The following is a 14,574-nucleotide window of genomic DNA, read 5'->3' on the forward strand; positions in this document are numbered from 1 at the left end:
CATTTGATTTGAAGACTACCATTTTACCTGAAAGTTCTCAACAAAAACAAAACCAATAAAAACAGACACTTAAAACACCCCGTTTTAGCCAAGATAAGGCATCAAAATGGCATTTTAAAGGGTGCTAATTCAAAATAAGCGATGCGGCCAGCTAGAAAAAAGTTTTGGTGAACCTGGTGAGTTTTAGAGAAAGCACATAACTTTGTTTTAGGGCGACTGCCCTGCTGCGTAACATCGTTGCTGCTCCATAACATCAAACATCGACCCACGGCGTAACGCGCTTGCTGCTTGGATGCCCGAGGCATAGACTGTACAAAAAAACAGTCATAACAAGCCATGAAAACCGCCACTGCGCCGTTACCACCGCTGCGTTCGGTCAAGGTTCTGGACCAGTTGCGTGAGCGCATACGCTACTTGCATTACAGTTTACGAACCGAACAGGCTTATGTCCACTGGGTTCGTGCCTTCATCCGTTTCCACGGTGTGCGTCACCCGGCAACCTTGGGCAGCAGCGAAGTCGAGGCATTTCTGTCCTGGCTGGCGAACGAGCGCAAGGTTTCGGTCTCCACGCATCGTCAGGCATTGGCGGCCTTGCTGTTCTTCTACGGCAAGGTGCTGTGCACGGATCTGCCCTGGCTTCAGGAGATCGGAAGACCTCGGCCGTCGCGGCGCTTGCCGGTGGTGCTGACCCCGGATGAAGTGGTTCGCATCCTCGGTTTTCTGGAAGGCGAGCATCGTTTGTTCGCCCAGCTTCTGTATGGAACGGGCATGCGGATCAGTGAGGGTTTGCAACTGCGGGTCAAGGATCTGGATTTCGATCACGGCACGATCATCGTGCGGGAGGGCAAGGGCTCCAAGGATCGGGCCTTGATGTTACCCGAGAGCTTGGCACCCAGCCTGCGCGAGCAGCTGTCGCGTGCACGGGCATGGTGGCTGAAGGACCAGGCCGAGGGCCGCAGCGGCGTTGCGCTTCCCGACGCCCTTGAGCGGAAGTATCCGCGCGCCGGGCATTCCTGGCCGTGGTTCTGGGTTTTTGCGCAGCACACGCATTCGACCGATCCACGGAGCGGTGTCGTGCGTCGCCATCACATGTATGACCAGACCTTTCAGCGCGCCTTCAAACGTGCCGTAGAACAAGCAGGCATCACGAAGCCCGCCACACCGCACACCCTCCGCCACTCGTTCGCGACGGCCTTGCTCCGCAGCGGTTACGACATTCGAACCGTGCAGGATCTGCTCGGCCATTCCGACGTCTCTACGACGATGATTTACACGCATGTGCTGAAAGTTGGCGGTGCCGGAGTGCGCTCACCGCTTGATGCGCTGCCGCCCCTCACTAGTGAGAGGTAGGGCAGCGCAAGTCAATCCTGGCGGATTCACTACCCCTGCGCGAAGGCCATCGGTGCCGCATCGAACGGCCGGTTGCGGAAAGTCCTCCCTGCGTCCGCTGATGGCCGGCAGCAGCCCGTCGTTGCCTGATGGATCCAACCCCTCCGCTGCTATAGTGCAGTCGGCTTCTGACGTTCAGTGCAGCCGTCTTCTGAAAACGACAAAGGCCGCGCCGCACCGTCAGAATAGAGTCTACTTTCATATTCTTTGACACCTGCTTGCCAAGGTCACAGATTTCAGCCTGACAAATTCAAGGCTTAGGGCGCAATGGAACCAAAAACCAACGTAAGCCCTGCCGCCCATCCAGCCCATGGAGGCATCTTGCAGGGACAACGCATCGGTTACGTCCGGGTCAGCAGTTACGACCAGAACCCGGAACGCCAACTTGAGCAGGTCGAGATCGGCAAGCTGTTCACCGACAAAGCCTCGGGCAAGGACACCCAGCGTCCACAGCTGGAGGCCATGCTCGGTTTCGTCCGCGAAGGCGATACCGTGGTGGTGCACAGCATGGATCGCCTGGCACGAAACCTCGATGATTTGCGCCGCCTGGTGCAGAAGCTGACCAAGCGCGGTGTGCGCATCGAGTTCTTGAAGGAAGGCCTGGTGTTCACCGGCGAGGACTCGCCGATGGCCAACCTCATGTTGTCGGTCATGGGGGCCTTTGCCGAGTTTGAGCGCGCCCTGATTCGCGAGCGGCAGCGCGAGGGCATCGCCCTGGCCAAGCAGCGCGGTGCCTACCGGGGCCGCAAGAAAGCCCTCTCCGACGAGCAAGCCATCACGCTGCGGCAGCGGGCCGCTGCGGGCGAGCCGAAGGCGCAGCTCGCCCGCGAGTTCGGCATCAGCCGAGAAACCCTCTATCAGTACCTTCGCAAGGACGACTGAACCATGCCGCGTCGCTCGATTCTCTCGGCTACGGAGCGCGACACCTTGCTTGCGTTGCCGGAAAGCCAGGATGACCTGATCCGCTACTACACCTTCAACGACTCCGACCTGTCGCTGATCCGCCAGCGGCGCGGCGACGCCAACCGCCTGGGCTTCGCGGTGCAGCTCAGCCTGCTGCGCTACCCCGGCTATGCGTTGGGCACCGACAGCGAGCCGCCCGAGCCGGTCATCCAGTGGGTGGCCAAGCAAGTTCAGGACGACCCGGCGAGTTGGTTGAAGTACGGCGAACGCGACGTGACTCGCCGCGAGCACGCCCAGGAACTGCGCACCTACCTACAACTGGCCCCGTTCGGCCTGTCCGACTTCCGCGCCCTGGTGCGCGAGCTGACCGAGTTGGCCCAGCAGACCGACAAGGGCTTACTGCTGGCCGGTCAGGCCCTGGAGAGCCTGCGACAGAAGCGGCGCATTCTGCCGGCGTTGAGCGTAATTGATCGAGCTTGTTCGGAGGCCATTGCGCGGGCCAATCGCCGAGTCTACCGCGCCCTGGTCGAACCACTCACGGACTCGCATCGGGCCAAGCTGGACGAGCTGTTGAAGCTCAAGGCCGGCAGCAGCATCACCTGGTTGACCTGGCTGCGACAGGCACCGCTGAAACCGAACTCCCGCCACATGCTCGAACACATCGAGCGGCTGAAGACATTTCAGCTGGTGGACTTGCCCGAAGGCCTGGGCCGACACATCCACCAGAACCGCCTGCTCAAGCTGGCCCGCGAGGGTGGGCAGATGACGCCCAAAGACCTCGGCAAGTTCGAGCCGCAGCGACGCTACGCGACCCTGGCCGCCGTGGTGCTGGAGAGCACCGCGACGGTGATTGATGAGTTGGTCGATCTGCACGACCGTATCCTGGTCAAGCTGTTCAGCAGCGCGAAGCACAAGCATCAGCAGCAGTTCCAGAAGCAGGGCAAGGCGATCAACGACAAGGTGCGCCTGTACTCGAAGATCGGCCAGGCTCTGCTGGAAGCCAAGGAAAGCGGTAGCGATCCCTATGCCGCCATTGAGGCGGTGATTCCCTGGGACGAGTTCACCGAGAGCGTCAGCGAGGCCGAGCTGCTGGCCCGGCCGGAAGGCTTCGACCATCTGCACCTGGTCGGCGAGAACTTCGCCACTCTGCGCCGTTACACGCCGGCCTTGCTGGAGGTGCTGGAACTGCGCGCTGCCCCGGCTGCGCAAGGCGTGCTGGCAGCCGTGCAGACCCTGAGCGAGATGAACGCCTACAACCTGCGCAAGGTGCCGGCCGATGCGCCCACCGCCTTCATCAAGCCGCGCTGGAAGCCGCTAGTGATAACCCCGGAAGGCCTCGACCGGCGCTTCTACGAAATCTGCGCCCTGTCCGAGCTGAAGAACGCGCTGCGCTCCGGTGACATCTGGGTCAAGGGCTCGCGGCAGTTCCGCGACTTCGACGACTACCTGCTGCCGGCAGAGAGGTTCGCCGCGCTCAAGCATGCGCAGGCTCTGCCCCTGGCGATCAACCCGAACAGCAACCAGTACCTGGAAGAGCGCTTGCAGCTGCTGGACGAGCAGCTGGCCACCGTCACCCGCCTGGCCAAGGACAACGAGCTGCCCGATGCCATCCTCACCGAGTCCGGGCTGAAGATCACCCCGCTGGATTCCGCGGTGCCCAATACCGCGCAGGCGCTGATCGACCAGACCAGCCATTTGCTGCCGCGCATCAAGATCACCGAACTGCTGATGGACGTGGACGACTGGACGGGCTTCAGCCGCCACTTCACACACCTGAAGGACGGTGCCGAGGCCAAAGACCGGACATTGCTGCTGTCAGCGATCCTGGGCGATGCAATCAACCTCGGGCTGACCAAGATGGCCGAGTCGAGCCCCGGCCTGACCTACGCCAAGCTGTCCTGGCTGCAAGCCTGGCACATCCGAGACGAAACCTACTCGGCGGCCCTGGCCGAGCTGGTCAACCACCAGTACCGTCATACCTTCGCCGCTCACTGGGGCGACGGCACGACCTCTTCTTCCGATGGCCAGCGCTTCCGGGCGGGTGGTCGAGGCGAAAGCACCGGCCACGTCAACCCGAAGTACGGCAGCGAGCCGGGGCGGCTGTTCTACACCCACATCTCCGACCAGTACGCACCGTTCAGCACCCGCGTGGTGAATGTCGGCGTGCGCGACTCTACCTATGTGCTCGACGGTCTGCTGTACCACGAGTCCGACTTGCGGATCGAGGAGCACTACACTGACACGGCTGGCTTCACCGATCATGTCTTCGCCCTGATGCACCTGCTGGGCTTCCGCTTCGCACCGCGCATCCGCGACCTCGGAGAAACCAAGCTGTATGTTCCGAATAGCGTCCAGGACTACCCGACATTGCGCCCAATGGTTGGCGGCACCCTGAACATCAAGCACGTCCGCGCCCATTGGGACGACATCCTGCGCCTGGCCAGCTCGATCAAGCAGGGCACGGTCACCGCCTCGCTGATGCTGCGCAAGCTCGGCAGCTATCCGCGCCAGAACGGCCTGGCCGTGGCCCTGCGCGAGCTGGGCCGGATCGAGCGCACGCTTTTCATCCTCGATTGGTTGCAAAGCGTCGAGCTGCGCCGGCGCGTGCATGCTGGACTGAACAAGGGCGAAGCCCGCAACTCCCTGGCCAGGGCGGTGTTCTTCAACCGCCTCGGCGAGATCAGGGATCGGAGCTTCGAGCAGCAGCGCTACCGGGCCAGTGGCCTCAACCTGGTGACGGCCGCCATCGTGTTGTGGAACACGGTGTACTTGGAGCGCGCCACCCAGGCGATGGGCGATGCGGGGAAGTCGGTGGATGGTGAGCTGCTGCAATACCTGTCGCCGCTGGGGTGGGAGCACATCAATCTGACCGGCGATTATGTCTGGCGGCAGAGCCGCAGGCTGGAGGACGGGAAGTTTCGGCCGCTAAGGCTGCCCGGAAAACCTTAGCGTACGATTTTTTCCGTTTTCTCTATTCGCCCCAAATAGCGAGTGATCCTCAGCCGGGCTCTGGAAACCAGTGATCTTCAGGCGCTGCTGCGCCAGGGCGAGACTGGACAGCCGCCGGCCGGGAGACGTAAAGCAGTCCATCTGGGCGGTCGTCTCATAACTGTATATGTGTACAGTATTGGGCAGCCCAGGGTTGGCGTCAAGGTGCGTGCACAGGACATGTCACTGTCAGTGGGGAGGATTTTGCTGAAGGGGGGCTATCCATGGGCTCTACCGTGCAGTATACGGCCGTTAAATGTCCCAGGCGCGACTGCGGGAACCGCCGGTCAGTTCGAGTCAGCGTGCATCGATTGCTGCGAAACGTGGAGCAAACCTCATTATCTGTTGGACAGGGAGCGTGGGCATGATGGGCGAAAGAAATGGAATCTTCGGAGCAGGCTGGATGGGTTTCATACTCATGGCGGGCGTGGCGGTCCTCGTGCCGGAAGCCGCCATTGCTGGGAAGCTAGGACAGGCACTGGGCTCTGCTGCTGGCAGCGTCGGAGGCGCTGCGGTTGGAGGTGTAAGCGCTGAGGCAACCCGACAAGCCCTTGCAGCCAAGGGCATGACAGAGGATGACTTCTTCCGCATGCTGTTCACCCGGGGTATTCCTCGCGCCAAGCAGGGTCTCCCCAAAATGATTGACCCGGAGACGCAGTTATATGACGTCACTGGAAGCGGTAGAGAATGGGGATACTGGTACAGATTTCGGAGTTACTCCTCGAAAGACCTGGACCCGGCCCAGGTCAAGAAGGCGCTTGCACCTGGGGTTATCTCGAAAGTGTGCTCGACACCAAGCATGGTGAGCCCATTTATGGATATGGGGGGAATCTATCGATACAACTACGTTGGAAGGGATGGCCGGCTGATCACATCCGTTCAAGTCCACCGACAGGACTGTCAGTGACTCCTGCCGGCGGTTCTGCCGTCATCAGGGCACGCTACAGACCTCGTCAGCGCGGCTGCTCGTGCAATTCTTACCAAAGCATGTGCTCTGCCTTAATTTACCGATTGAGTATTCGGCGCCGTTATAGATAACGTATCCCCTGTGGCCGAGTCCACATCGAGCACCTGAAGGTGCGCGGCCAGATCGTAGCCCGCAGCCGCGAAGCCAGTGAAATATTCAACGGCGACCTCGAGCGCTTCCTCAACACACCACAGCAAGCCGGGTTTGCGTTTTAACCTCTGAAGATAATCCGGGCAACCTGGTGGTGACTGCCACCCCATCTCGCTGGTCGTGCCGAGGCCGACACTGATCATGTGTCGCGAGGGCGGTATCATGTTCAAACTATTGACCAGGTTCAGCGAGACAAGCATGCCAGAAATCCAGGAACTTCCTCCCGAGGAGCTCCCGAAGCAGATCACCGCTAGGCATGTTACCCGAAGTCTTGGGCAGCACCTTGAAGCCTTCCTGGCTGCGAACAACCTGCAGGGGTGGAAAGCTGAGGAGGAGTATGTCTTGCGGGACGACCGTCTGGCCGATCAGCTTTTGCTGTTGACCCAGGTAACCGGCCTCTATATCGGGCAGTTCAAGCGGTACAGTACGCGCTTGCTGAAGCTCGCACGAAGGAATGGGGCTGAGATCAGGCTGACTGAGGTACAAGGCATGGTGGCGCGCGCCTTGGGCTATAACTCCTATCATGTCGCCTATAAGTGCCGATCGGTTGACGATTTCATCGACAACCTCTGGCCCCAAGGTGCGGCAATGAGTCTGGTGAGTCTGGACGGCGCCGTCGCCGGCATGCGTCAGCAGAGCGCAGTGATACAGCGCCTGATCGACCGATACCGCTTCAACAAGGAGCGCGACAGGATGGTCAACGCCGGTGCTAAGCCGGGCGGCCAGGCCGATCCTAAGATGGCCAAAAAGATGCAGGGTGAGCGCCGTAGGCGCCATAGTCTGCATCGGAGCGACGGGATCAAACTTCGCGATTGAGCCAGGTGGTAACTGCGAGGTCTGTGACTCTCAAACGCTGGCGGACTTTGAACCAAAAGAAATGCAGAAACCGGGCTTGAAACCCGTTTTTTTGCATTTTGGCGACTCTGTGACCGGGCCGGCGGTTCGCCTGCTAGTCCAGGCTGACCAGCCGCGTTTCGACGGTGTACTTCTTCCCGGCCGCAGTCCAGAAGATCGTCGACTCGCCGCCGTTTACGGCCGCCCCAGTACCCGAAGTGGCTACTTGAGTTGCGCCGATTTCAGGAATGAACTGGTCGACGACCAGGTCGAAGGTCACCGCCTTTTCGGACTGCCGCTTCCCTGGGACGGCATAGGGGTGGATGGCCACGATGTATCCCGAGCGTGATTTTTCGAGCGCGCCCTCTTTCACGATATGCAGCTGACGCCATTCCGCTTGAGAATCGATCTGCGCGGCAATACGGGGCCGCTGCAGCACGCGCTCATGCTTGTTGGCATCGATTTCCTTGATCACGAACTCGAACGTGGCCACCTGTTGGGCGGGCGTTTCTTTGAAGCAGGTGGAAGAGCAGCCGGCCAGCGTCAGTGCGGCCGCCAGGGCAGTGAGAGTGGCAAATGAGCGTTTGACCATTGTTACCTCGGGTCTATGGGGAGCGATCGAGGCCAACGGTATCGAGCGAAAATGGCAAATCCCAGTCAAGTTGATGGCGCGGATTCCTTGTTGATGTCGGATTGCCGCGACATGCCAGGAACAGGCCTACACTTTCGAAAAACTGCCCGAAGCATCGCGATGCTTACCCAACACTTAACAGTTGCGCAGAGCAAGTATTTATTCATCGGCAAGGACTGCATGGCGTACCGGTGCACCGATGGATTGAATCCGCAAGATCTGGAGCGGCACGAACTACGTCCGCTTGTGGTCGCAACGCTCAGCGTTGAGGGGCTTGGAATTTACTGGCAGCGCTTGTACTTCGGTGATGAACCCATCCCACTCGAGTCTTTTTTGTACTTGGCATGGACAGAGTTCCACACCCTCGGGGGCATGCCTGGCCACCTTCTTGTGGAATCGGAATTGCTGGACGATTACCCGTTGCGGCGGGTCCTGGGGCAGATGGATAAGGAGAAAGTCATCAAGAAAGTGGCCATCGGCCATGGGCACCCATTTGGATCAACCAGGAGGCAATCACAGAACCTGGTCAAGCACAGTATCGTTTCCCTGGAGGAGTTGACGGAGCATCGGCTGGAAAGCCAAGAGGCGGTATTGGCTCGACTGAACCAGGGCTTGGAGGGTTATCACCGGGTCTGGGAAAACTCGCCGAGGCCTGGACATGCAGAGGATACTTTCCAGAACCACCGCCTGAGACCGGTGCACCTTCCGCACTGGCCGCACCACCTGGTGGGGCTGGATATTGCCGATTGGATGAAGCGCCAGGCGCGATCGGTACCACCGATGGCCCCTCATGAGGAGCTCAAAATTATATACCAGACGGGATGGATGGTTTCCGTGACCAAGAAACCCTTTCCAACTGTGATGCTCCGTAAGGCAGTTCGCACCGTGATGATGACCGGTAACCGTGAGCCTGCAGGGCTCTACGACGTAGACGATCTCCTCTGGTTCAGATCACTGGTCCGGGGGTTGCCCTTCCCGCCTCAAGAACTGTTTGGCTCTGTTCTGGAGCTAGGGAAATGGCCCCCTTTTCTGAACAGACGCCTGGCCATCAATGGCGCGACCGCGGATCGACTGGAATCCTTGCTGGAGCGCAGCTTGGAGCGAAAGGGTTTGGTGCTTTTTCCGGAAAGCGAGGATGCGTTCTGTGATTCGCTGAACCTGCTTGGTGGGGGGGTGATGAGCGCTGCTGTGCTGAGCTGGTCGGTGGACCGTACCACGGATCGTTTCGCGTCTTCGCCCTGGACGATGATGTCTGGCTGAACCTCTTGGCCATACCCCGAGGATCGCCGGCAGACACGCCAGGCTTGGCTGAATGCCTGCATCAGACGCTGGGCGAAATCGATGTTGGAGCCCCGGGCCTGGCCGCCATCAACTACTGGTTAGAGAACCTCATCCAGGGGCACTCATGGAACCAGAGCCTGCTCCTTCTGGGTATGGTTGAGAGCATGCTGGCGACTATCGCCGCATGGCGCGAAGCTGATCGGCCGGCGGATCACAGGTAACTCAAAGATCGAGGTCGACTTTCTAGGTGGGCGCGATCGGGACGGTATACTCCCACGTCTCAGCACATCGAGGTCGACCAGGTGTTCCTACGCCAACTGTTCTTGAAATTCACCCTGTTCTTCAGCCTCATCATGCTAGGGCATCTGCTCATCCCAAAGGTGGTGGCAGAAACCCTGGTAGATGGTGCCTGGCGTTACATCCTGTGTTTTGCCGGGGGAGCATGCGGACTCTGAGATAGGATGAGTGTCCGAGTTGCAGAGAAGCTGCTCGACATGTCCAAAGGAGCCCGCGTGAATCTTCTCTCCCACTACTGCCGGCATTTCACCGGCGCCTTCAAGTTCAAGAACCGACAGGGTCGGACTTTCTTCTGGCTCTGCCTGCTTGCCGACGTATTCCTGGTCTCCGTTTTGGTCGCTTTGAGCCCCTTCGGGTTGCTCGGCAGACTTCTGATCCTCCTCGCGCTTCTGGTCATCGCCGGAAATGCCATTCAGCGCCTGAAAGACGCCGGCGTCACCCCTTGGGTGCTTCTGCTGTGGTTCATTCCCTTCGTTGGCCTAGCAATCCTGGCCATCCTGCTCCTGCTCCCCGGCCGTAAGCCGGTCGCACCGCCCTCCTCGCCCTATGTTGGCGGGAAGTGAGCGCTAAGCTGGCCGCATTGAGGCCAACTTATAACAACATAGCCGTCGGCGCTCTCCGGCCCGGCGGTGCTCCCTTTTCCTTCCATGCCGGCGCACCTCTGCAAAAGCCCAACCTGGCCTACTACCCTCGCCCTTGGCAGGTCGCCCGAATCCGGAGACATCTATAACAACATAACCTGCGGTGTGCCTGAGGGCGGCGCCCCTTCTGATACCCCTTACCCTGTCCAACCCTTTCAAGGGCCCACCTGCCGGTGCCGGGTTGCCTGCGCCGCGGGTGGAAAGAAATGGGGAAAAGGAAAGAAAAGAAAGGAAGTAAAAAGGGAAAGGGTTAGACAGGTATGGGGGTGGGTTATGGGATGCGGAGATCCAGGCGGGAGGAAATGGTGCAGGAGGAACGCAGAAATGGTCGGAACCTCCTAGGTTATGTTGTTATAGCAGGCGATCAGGTAGCGGCTTTCTATCGAGGGAAGCCGCCTTAAAGGGTGAGGTTTTACAGAGGAGGTTCAGGGTGGCGGTCGTAGCGTTGCGCGTTATGTTGTTATAGAGGCGGCGCGGAAGCCCGTTGGTTACGGTAACCCCGCTACCTGGTGAGGCTTCATCGACGGAACCGTGGGGGGCGGTCGTAGGCACCTGCAGATGGCCATGACCTTCCCTATCTGGGCCGTGAGCACCCGAGGAGTAGCTGAGGCGCTATCGGCGCTTTAAGGCTACGAGAAGGTAACCGCCCAGCAACCCTATTCCATAGTCCACCTCTACCAGGTACGAGAAACCGTTGTCCTCGCCGGTTACCATGAGGACCTGGTGAATGATTCGACGCTAGAGCGCACTGGCCTGAGAGACTTACTCGAGTCGGATGTGCGTGGTCGGTAACCCAGATCCGACGAGGTGAGGCCATGGATCAAGTCCAGCTCGAGGTACTCAGAGCACAAGCAATAGCGGCCGACAGGTCCTTTTCGAAAGGTCGGCTTCGGGACGAGTTCCGGATGAAGCCGAAACCTGATGCGACGCCGGTGGCGCATTACAAGAATGGTTATGGTGGGACCTTCGGCGTGTACCGGATCGCGGACTGCCTCCCAATGCAGGACCGCAAGGCTGCTGCCCCCTCCCCGAAGCAAGTTCGGGCGGCGGCCATACTTGCGCTAAAGGGCCGGATGCAAAGCAAGGTGGCCAGGGCCTCTCATGTCGCGGTGCAATGGCTTGCCAATGCACCTCTCGTGCTGGATGCCGAAACCACAGGGCTTGGTACCGAGGCCCAGATTATCGAACTGGCGATCGCCGACGTCGACGGGAATTTGCTTTTCAACTCCAGGATTCGGCCCACTGTTCCAATCGAACCAGGTGCTGCCGATGTACACCGAATCCGAGCTGAAGAGCTCCAGCATTCTCCGACCTGGCTCGAGGTTGTCGGCAGAGTCAAGGCGCTCCTTACCGGTCGTCCCATTGTGACCTTCAATTCAGCGTTCGATCGGCGACTGCTGATTCAAACCGCGAACGCATTCCAGGATGACCTTAGCTGGCTTGCGACGTGTCAGGTGCATTGCGCTATGGGCCTGGCGGTGGCCATGTATGGGGCAGCCAACAGATATGGGACCATCTCTCTTGCGGCAGCAATGTCGTTGGCCGGCGTAACCTGGCGTGGTCAAGCACACTCCGCAATTGGAGATGTGCTGGCCACCGTGGATCTTCTGCAATCGATGGCTCAGGTCAGACTCAAGCTCGATCAGGAGCTGAATCGGCTCCAGTCCTGGTCGGATTAACTCTCGACGCCTTCTCCATTCGTAAGGAGCGTATTCCGCAGAGTGCAATCTGCTGGTATCGGCAAGCCCTTCCGTTAGAATCCCGTGGCCAGGCATACACAGTCAGGAGGTTCAAGCTGCATGCCCCACTTTCAAACGTTCCGCGCCGCTTTCACTGCCGCGATTCTGACCCTGCCGCTACTGGCCCAGGCTGGCGGCGCTGCGGCTGTTACAGTGACCACAGCTGCGGCGGCCGCCGCTTCCGACTCAGGCCTCCCAAATGCCGGTAATTCATACGGAGCAACCGGGTACTTGTTCGTGGACGGGGTGGGCTATTCCGGGGGCAAAATGGTGTACTGCCCGGCTTCAGTCGGGTTCGTTAAAGCAGCATCCTGGTTACGTTCGAAGAACACGATAGTCAAAGGGGATTGTCAGTATAAGGACGGAACCCTACCTGCCGTATCGTCCCAAGACTTTATTGACGAGGTCCTGGGCAAGGGTGTGGCGACTGTGGTCAGCGTAGCTCCTGTATTCGTCCAATACGGACGTCCTCTCGGCGTGATCTATTACAGAGACAACGGCAATGGCACGGATGTGGATTCGCGGCCGAGGCAAACAGAAATCTATGAGTGAGTCCTAGTGCGCCGGCCAATACAGCCATCGTGATGTGGTGCAACTACAGCACCAGGTGACCACCTGGTATCCTATTCGTGTTTTCCTATCGATCCGTATGGATAACGACTTTCGCACCCGCCCCCGTGACAATCGGGCTTCCGACACCATGCGTTGAGACATTGGTAGACGACGGAGCGCAGCCAGTGCTTTGCCCTGGTGCGTAGGTCTTGCCATTGATGACTACCGCGCTGTTTTCCCCGGTGACGATTGGCGAGTTAGGCCCGGTAGTTGTGCAGTTGTGAGCCTCGTCCGACTTCGCAGCCTGTTGAGTAGGAGCCTTCTCAGCCACGGCATCGCAACCAGCAAGGATGGACACCGCAAGCAGGGCCGTGATGGTGTTCTTCATATCGTTTTCCCTGCGCTACTTGGCTTCAACCGTATCCGATTTTGCTGCCTGCTCAGCAGCTGCATGCTTGGCAAGTTTCGCCACTTGATCGGCCAAGCCTGGGGTACGAGTGTTGTAGGCCCACGAGTAGAACCCTACGGCGCCGATCACCAAAGCAACCGACACCGCACGCAGGGCTTTCTTCCGCTGTGGGCTACGCCGGCTACGGCTGGCTGCGAGAGTGGCCAGGGCAAGAAGTACAGCGATGACAACGCCAGTCACGAATGGATGTTCCTGGGTAAATCGCAGACCGCTGATTACGCTTACTGGAATCATGTTACCTATCCCTATTTTCGATGATGTGAACTCCAACGCGGTGTCCTCTACGTCCTCGGCCCGCCCCGGCAACTGGCCAGGGCATGAGGTGCAACTGAGCGGGTTTCCTACTGTGGGTCAGGGTCAACCGCGACCCAAGCTTTCGCGCCGTTGTAGTCGCCGCCGCCTTCGGCCTGCAGATCAAACCCGACAACCAAATGAGGGTGGATGTCGGGTTTGCGTATTAGACACCCTCACTTACGAGCAAAATGGCTCTTGAGGGCTCCCAGCGCACTTCGTTGGAACCTGAAATTCCGTTTCGAAGATCCGTAGGGAGCGCTTGGCACGATCAGGCATTGGCCCCAACGTCCACTCTCCATTTCTTCCAGCTGGAGCCGGCACTTCTCCAAACGCAGATCGCGGCTGCATTTGATGTGCAGGGAGAATGGATCGCCAACTGGTTCATCGGGAATGGTTTCGTGTTCCCATGGCCTCGGCTGTTTACATAGGATCAGGCCAACTCGCCACATGCGGGCAATCTCTGCCACGTCGATCAGACTTTGCCCTTTAGCGCAGTGGTAGCGCTCATCAAGCACGACTAGGTCTCCCCTTTCAGGTTGCGAAGGACTCAAATCAAGAGGCCCTACCATATACATTTCCGCCGTACGCTCAGGGCAAACGACACGGACGCAACGCCCAGGATACTTCAACGAAATCCGGTCCCAGACATCCATCCAACACCCCTCCGAGACCTCTTCGGCAATTGCTGTCGGTTGAACGTGAAGAGGGCTCACCAGGTGAACCCGGCCGCGGCAGGCGGCCAGGTATCGCTCAGCAATCAGCAATGCTGTGGTCGACTTTCCTGCTCCAGGTCGCCCCGTTACCGATATCATGGGGCGTGTCTCTGTTAGAGAAACAGTGAAGACGCCGCCGGCGAACAGCGGGAGAGCAAACCTGGCCAGCAAAGTCTCGTCATCATCGCCGGCGAGGAACTCCTGGATGCGATGCCAGGGGACCTGAGCGCCATGCGCGGCGGCAGCTTGGTCCAGAGCTTCATGGAGACTGAGCCCCCCAGACTTGGCCAGCTTTTTGGCATCCTTCTTCACCTGATCGAGGGATGCTCCAGAGGGGAAACGGTCAGAAATGGTCAAAGCATGCTCCTTGGCGGCAATCTTGTGTCACGCCCACTAGACACATTGCCGAGGGGCAATGCTTGGATGAAGTGAAGTCTTGAAGCCATGGCCTAATCCGGCCTTCGCCCAAGGTGGGCGTGCGAGCGCTGGCCAGCGCTCCACAGCGATACTAACCCAACTCCAGTACATTTCCAGCGAAGCGCCTATGGATGATCGACTTTCCGGACTGCATGCAGACTTCGTGTGGTGCAGTCTTTCTGAATACTTGGGGCCTGTACCTGGATGGTCGGTGATATTTGGATCAAGGGATGAAGATGGCTGGTGGCTAGACGATGACCGCTCAGCGACGGAAGACCAGGTCAGAGAGCTTCTACAGCGAGCTAGAGG

The 14,574-nt window shown here is 59.2% G+C and carries 14 protein-coding genes and 1 pseudogene; 9 read left to right on the forward strand and 6 right to left on the reverse strand.

The genetic code is table 11. The annotated features are described in order from the left end of the window. The first annotated feature begins 336 nt into the window (after positions 1-336). The 4 genes from intI1 to Q9451_RS32740 all read left to right on the forward strand — a co-directional run bounded on the left by intI1 (position 337) and on the right by Q9451_RS32740 (position 6,187). A complete protein-coding gene (gene intI1, locus Q9451_RS32725; protein ID WP_000845048.1) occupies positions 337-1,350 on the forward strand; it encodes a class 1 integron integrase IntI1 in 1,014 nt (337 codons plus the stop codon). A 360-nt stretch (positions 1,351-1,710) separates the two neighbouring features. Further along, the gene (locus tag Q9451_RS32730; protein ID WP_256159608.1) at positions 1,711-2,271 is read left to right on the forward strand and encodes a recombinase family protein; all 561 of its coding nucleotides are present in this window, start codon (positions 1,711-1,713) and stop codon (positions 2,269-2,271) included. A gap of 3 nt (positions 2,272-2,274) precedes the next feature. Beyond that, positions 2,275-5,241 (forward strand): Tn3 family transposase, encoded by a 2,967-nt coding sequence (locus Q9451_RS32735; RefSeq protein ID WP_172688540.1) that lies wholly within the window; start codon positions 2,275-2,277, stop codon positions 5,239-5,241. Between the two features lie 403 nt (positions 5,242-5,644). After that, positions 5,645-6,187, forward strand: a complete 543-nt coding sequence (locus Q9451_RS32740) for a hypothetical protein (RefSeq protein ID WP_172688541.1) — start codon at positions 5,645-5,647, stop codon at positions 6,185-6,187. Positions 6,188-6,279: 92 nt separating this feature from the next. Here the strand turns inward: Q9451_RS32740 and Q9451_RS32745 are convergent, their stop codons facing one another. After that, positions 6,280-6,597, reverse strand: coding sequence for a hypothetical protein (locus Q9451_RS32745; RefSeq protein ID WP_172688542.1), 318 nt, complete (start codon positions 6,595-6,597; stop codon positions 6,280-6,282). Here Q9451_RS32745 and Q9451_RS32750 point away from each other — a divergent pair. Continuing rightward, positions 6,596-7,213: a hypothetical protein gene (locus Q9451_RS32750; protein ID WP_042854877.1), complete on the forward strand. Its 618-nt coding sequence runs from the start codon at positions 6,596-6,598 to the stop codon at positions 7,211-7,213. The genes Q9451_RS32745 and Q9451_RS32750 overlap by 2 nt on opposite strands. A gap of 133 nt (positions 7,214-7,346) precedes the next feature. Here the strand turns inward: Q9451_RS32750 and Q9451_RS32755 are convergent, their stop codons facing one another. Beyond that, positions 7,347-7,823 carry a hypothetical protein gene (locus Q9451_RS32755; RefSeq protein ID WP_172688543.1) on the reverse strand — a complete coding sequence of 159 codons (477 nt, stop codon included), beginning with the start codon at positions 7,821-7,823 and terminating at the stop codon, positions 7,347-7,349. A 51-nt stretch (positions 7,824-7,874) separates the two neighbouring features. Here Q9451_RS32755 and Q9451_RS32760 point away from each other — a divergent pair, with 51 nt between their 5' ends. The 4 genes from Q9451_RS32760 (at position 7,875) to Q9451_RS32775 (ending at position 12,372) form a co-directional block, all read left to right on the forward strand. Next, the gene (locus Q9451_RS32760) at positions 7,875-9,122 is read left to right on the forward strand and encodes a hypothetical protein (RefSeq protein WP_234285038.1); all 1,248 of its coding nucleotides are present in this window, start codon (positions 7,875-7,877) and stop codon (positions 9,120-9,122) included. Positions 9,123-9,655: 533 nt separating this feature from the next. Continuing rightward, positions 9,656-10,003, forward strand: coding sequence for a DUF805 domain-containing protein (locus Q9451_RS32765; protein WP_199866726.1), 348 nt, complete (start codon positions 9,656-9,658; stop codon positions 10,001-10,003). 893 nt (positions 10,004-10,896) lie between these two features. Beyond that, positions 10,897-11,760 (forward strand): 3'-5' exonuclease, encoded by an 864-nt coding sequence (locus Q9451_RS32770; protein WP_172688546.1) that lies wholly within the window; start codon positions 10,897-10,899, stop codon positions 11,758-11,760. A 120-nt stretch (positions 11,761-11,880) separates the two neighbouring features. Further along, on the forward strand, positions 11,881-12,372 hold the full coding sequence (locus Q9451_RS32775) for a hypothetical protein (RefSeq protein ID WP_172688547.1): 492 nt from the start codon (positions 11,881-11,883) through the stop codon (positions 12,370-12,372). An 85-nt stretch (positions 12,373-12,457) separates the two neighbouring features. On the opposite strand, the gene Q9451_RS32780 is transcribed toward Q9451_RS32775, so the two are convergent. The 4 genes and pseudogenes from Q9451_RS32780 to Q9451_RS32795 form a co-directional block, all read right to left on the reverse strand. Next, positions 12,458-12,760, reverse strand: coding sequence for a hypothetical protein (locus Q9451_RS32780; RefSeq protein WP_172688548.1), 303 nt, complete (start codon positions 12,758-12,760; stop codon positions 12,458-12,460). Positions 12,761-12,775: 15 nt separating this feature from the next. Beyond that, positions 12,776-13,075, reverse strand: a complete 300-nt coding sequence (locus tag Q9451_RS32785; protein WP_172688549.1) for a hypothetical protein — start codon at positions 13,073-13,075, stop codon at positions 12,776-12,778. Positions 13,076-13,182: 107 nt separating this feature from the next. Beyond that, positions 13,183-13,265, reverse strand: a pseudogene (locus Q9451_RS32790) (antirestriction protein ArdR); the annotation flags it as partial. 43 nt (positions 13,266-13,308) lie between these two features. Continuing rightward, a complete protein-coding gene (locus tag Q9451_RS32795) occupies positions 13,309-14,205 on the reverse strand; it encodes a hypothetical protein (protein ID WP_172688550.1) in 897 nt (298 codons plus the stop codon). Positions 14,206-14,574 lie beyond the last annotated feature (369 nt).

The sequence above is a fragment of the Pseudomonas sp. NY8896 genome (assembly GCF_039634505.1).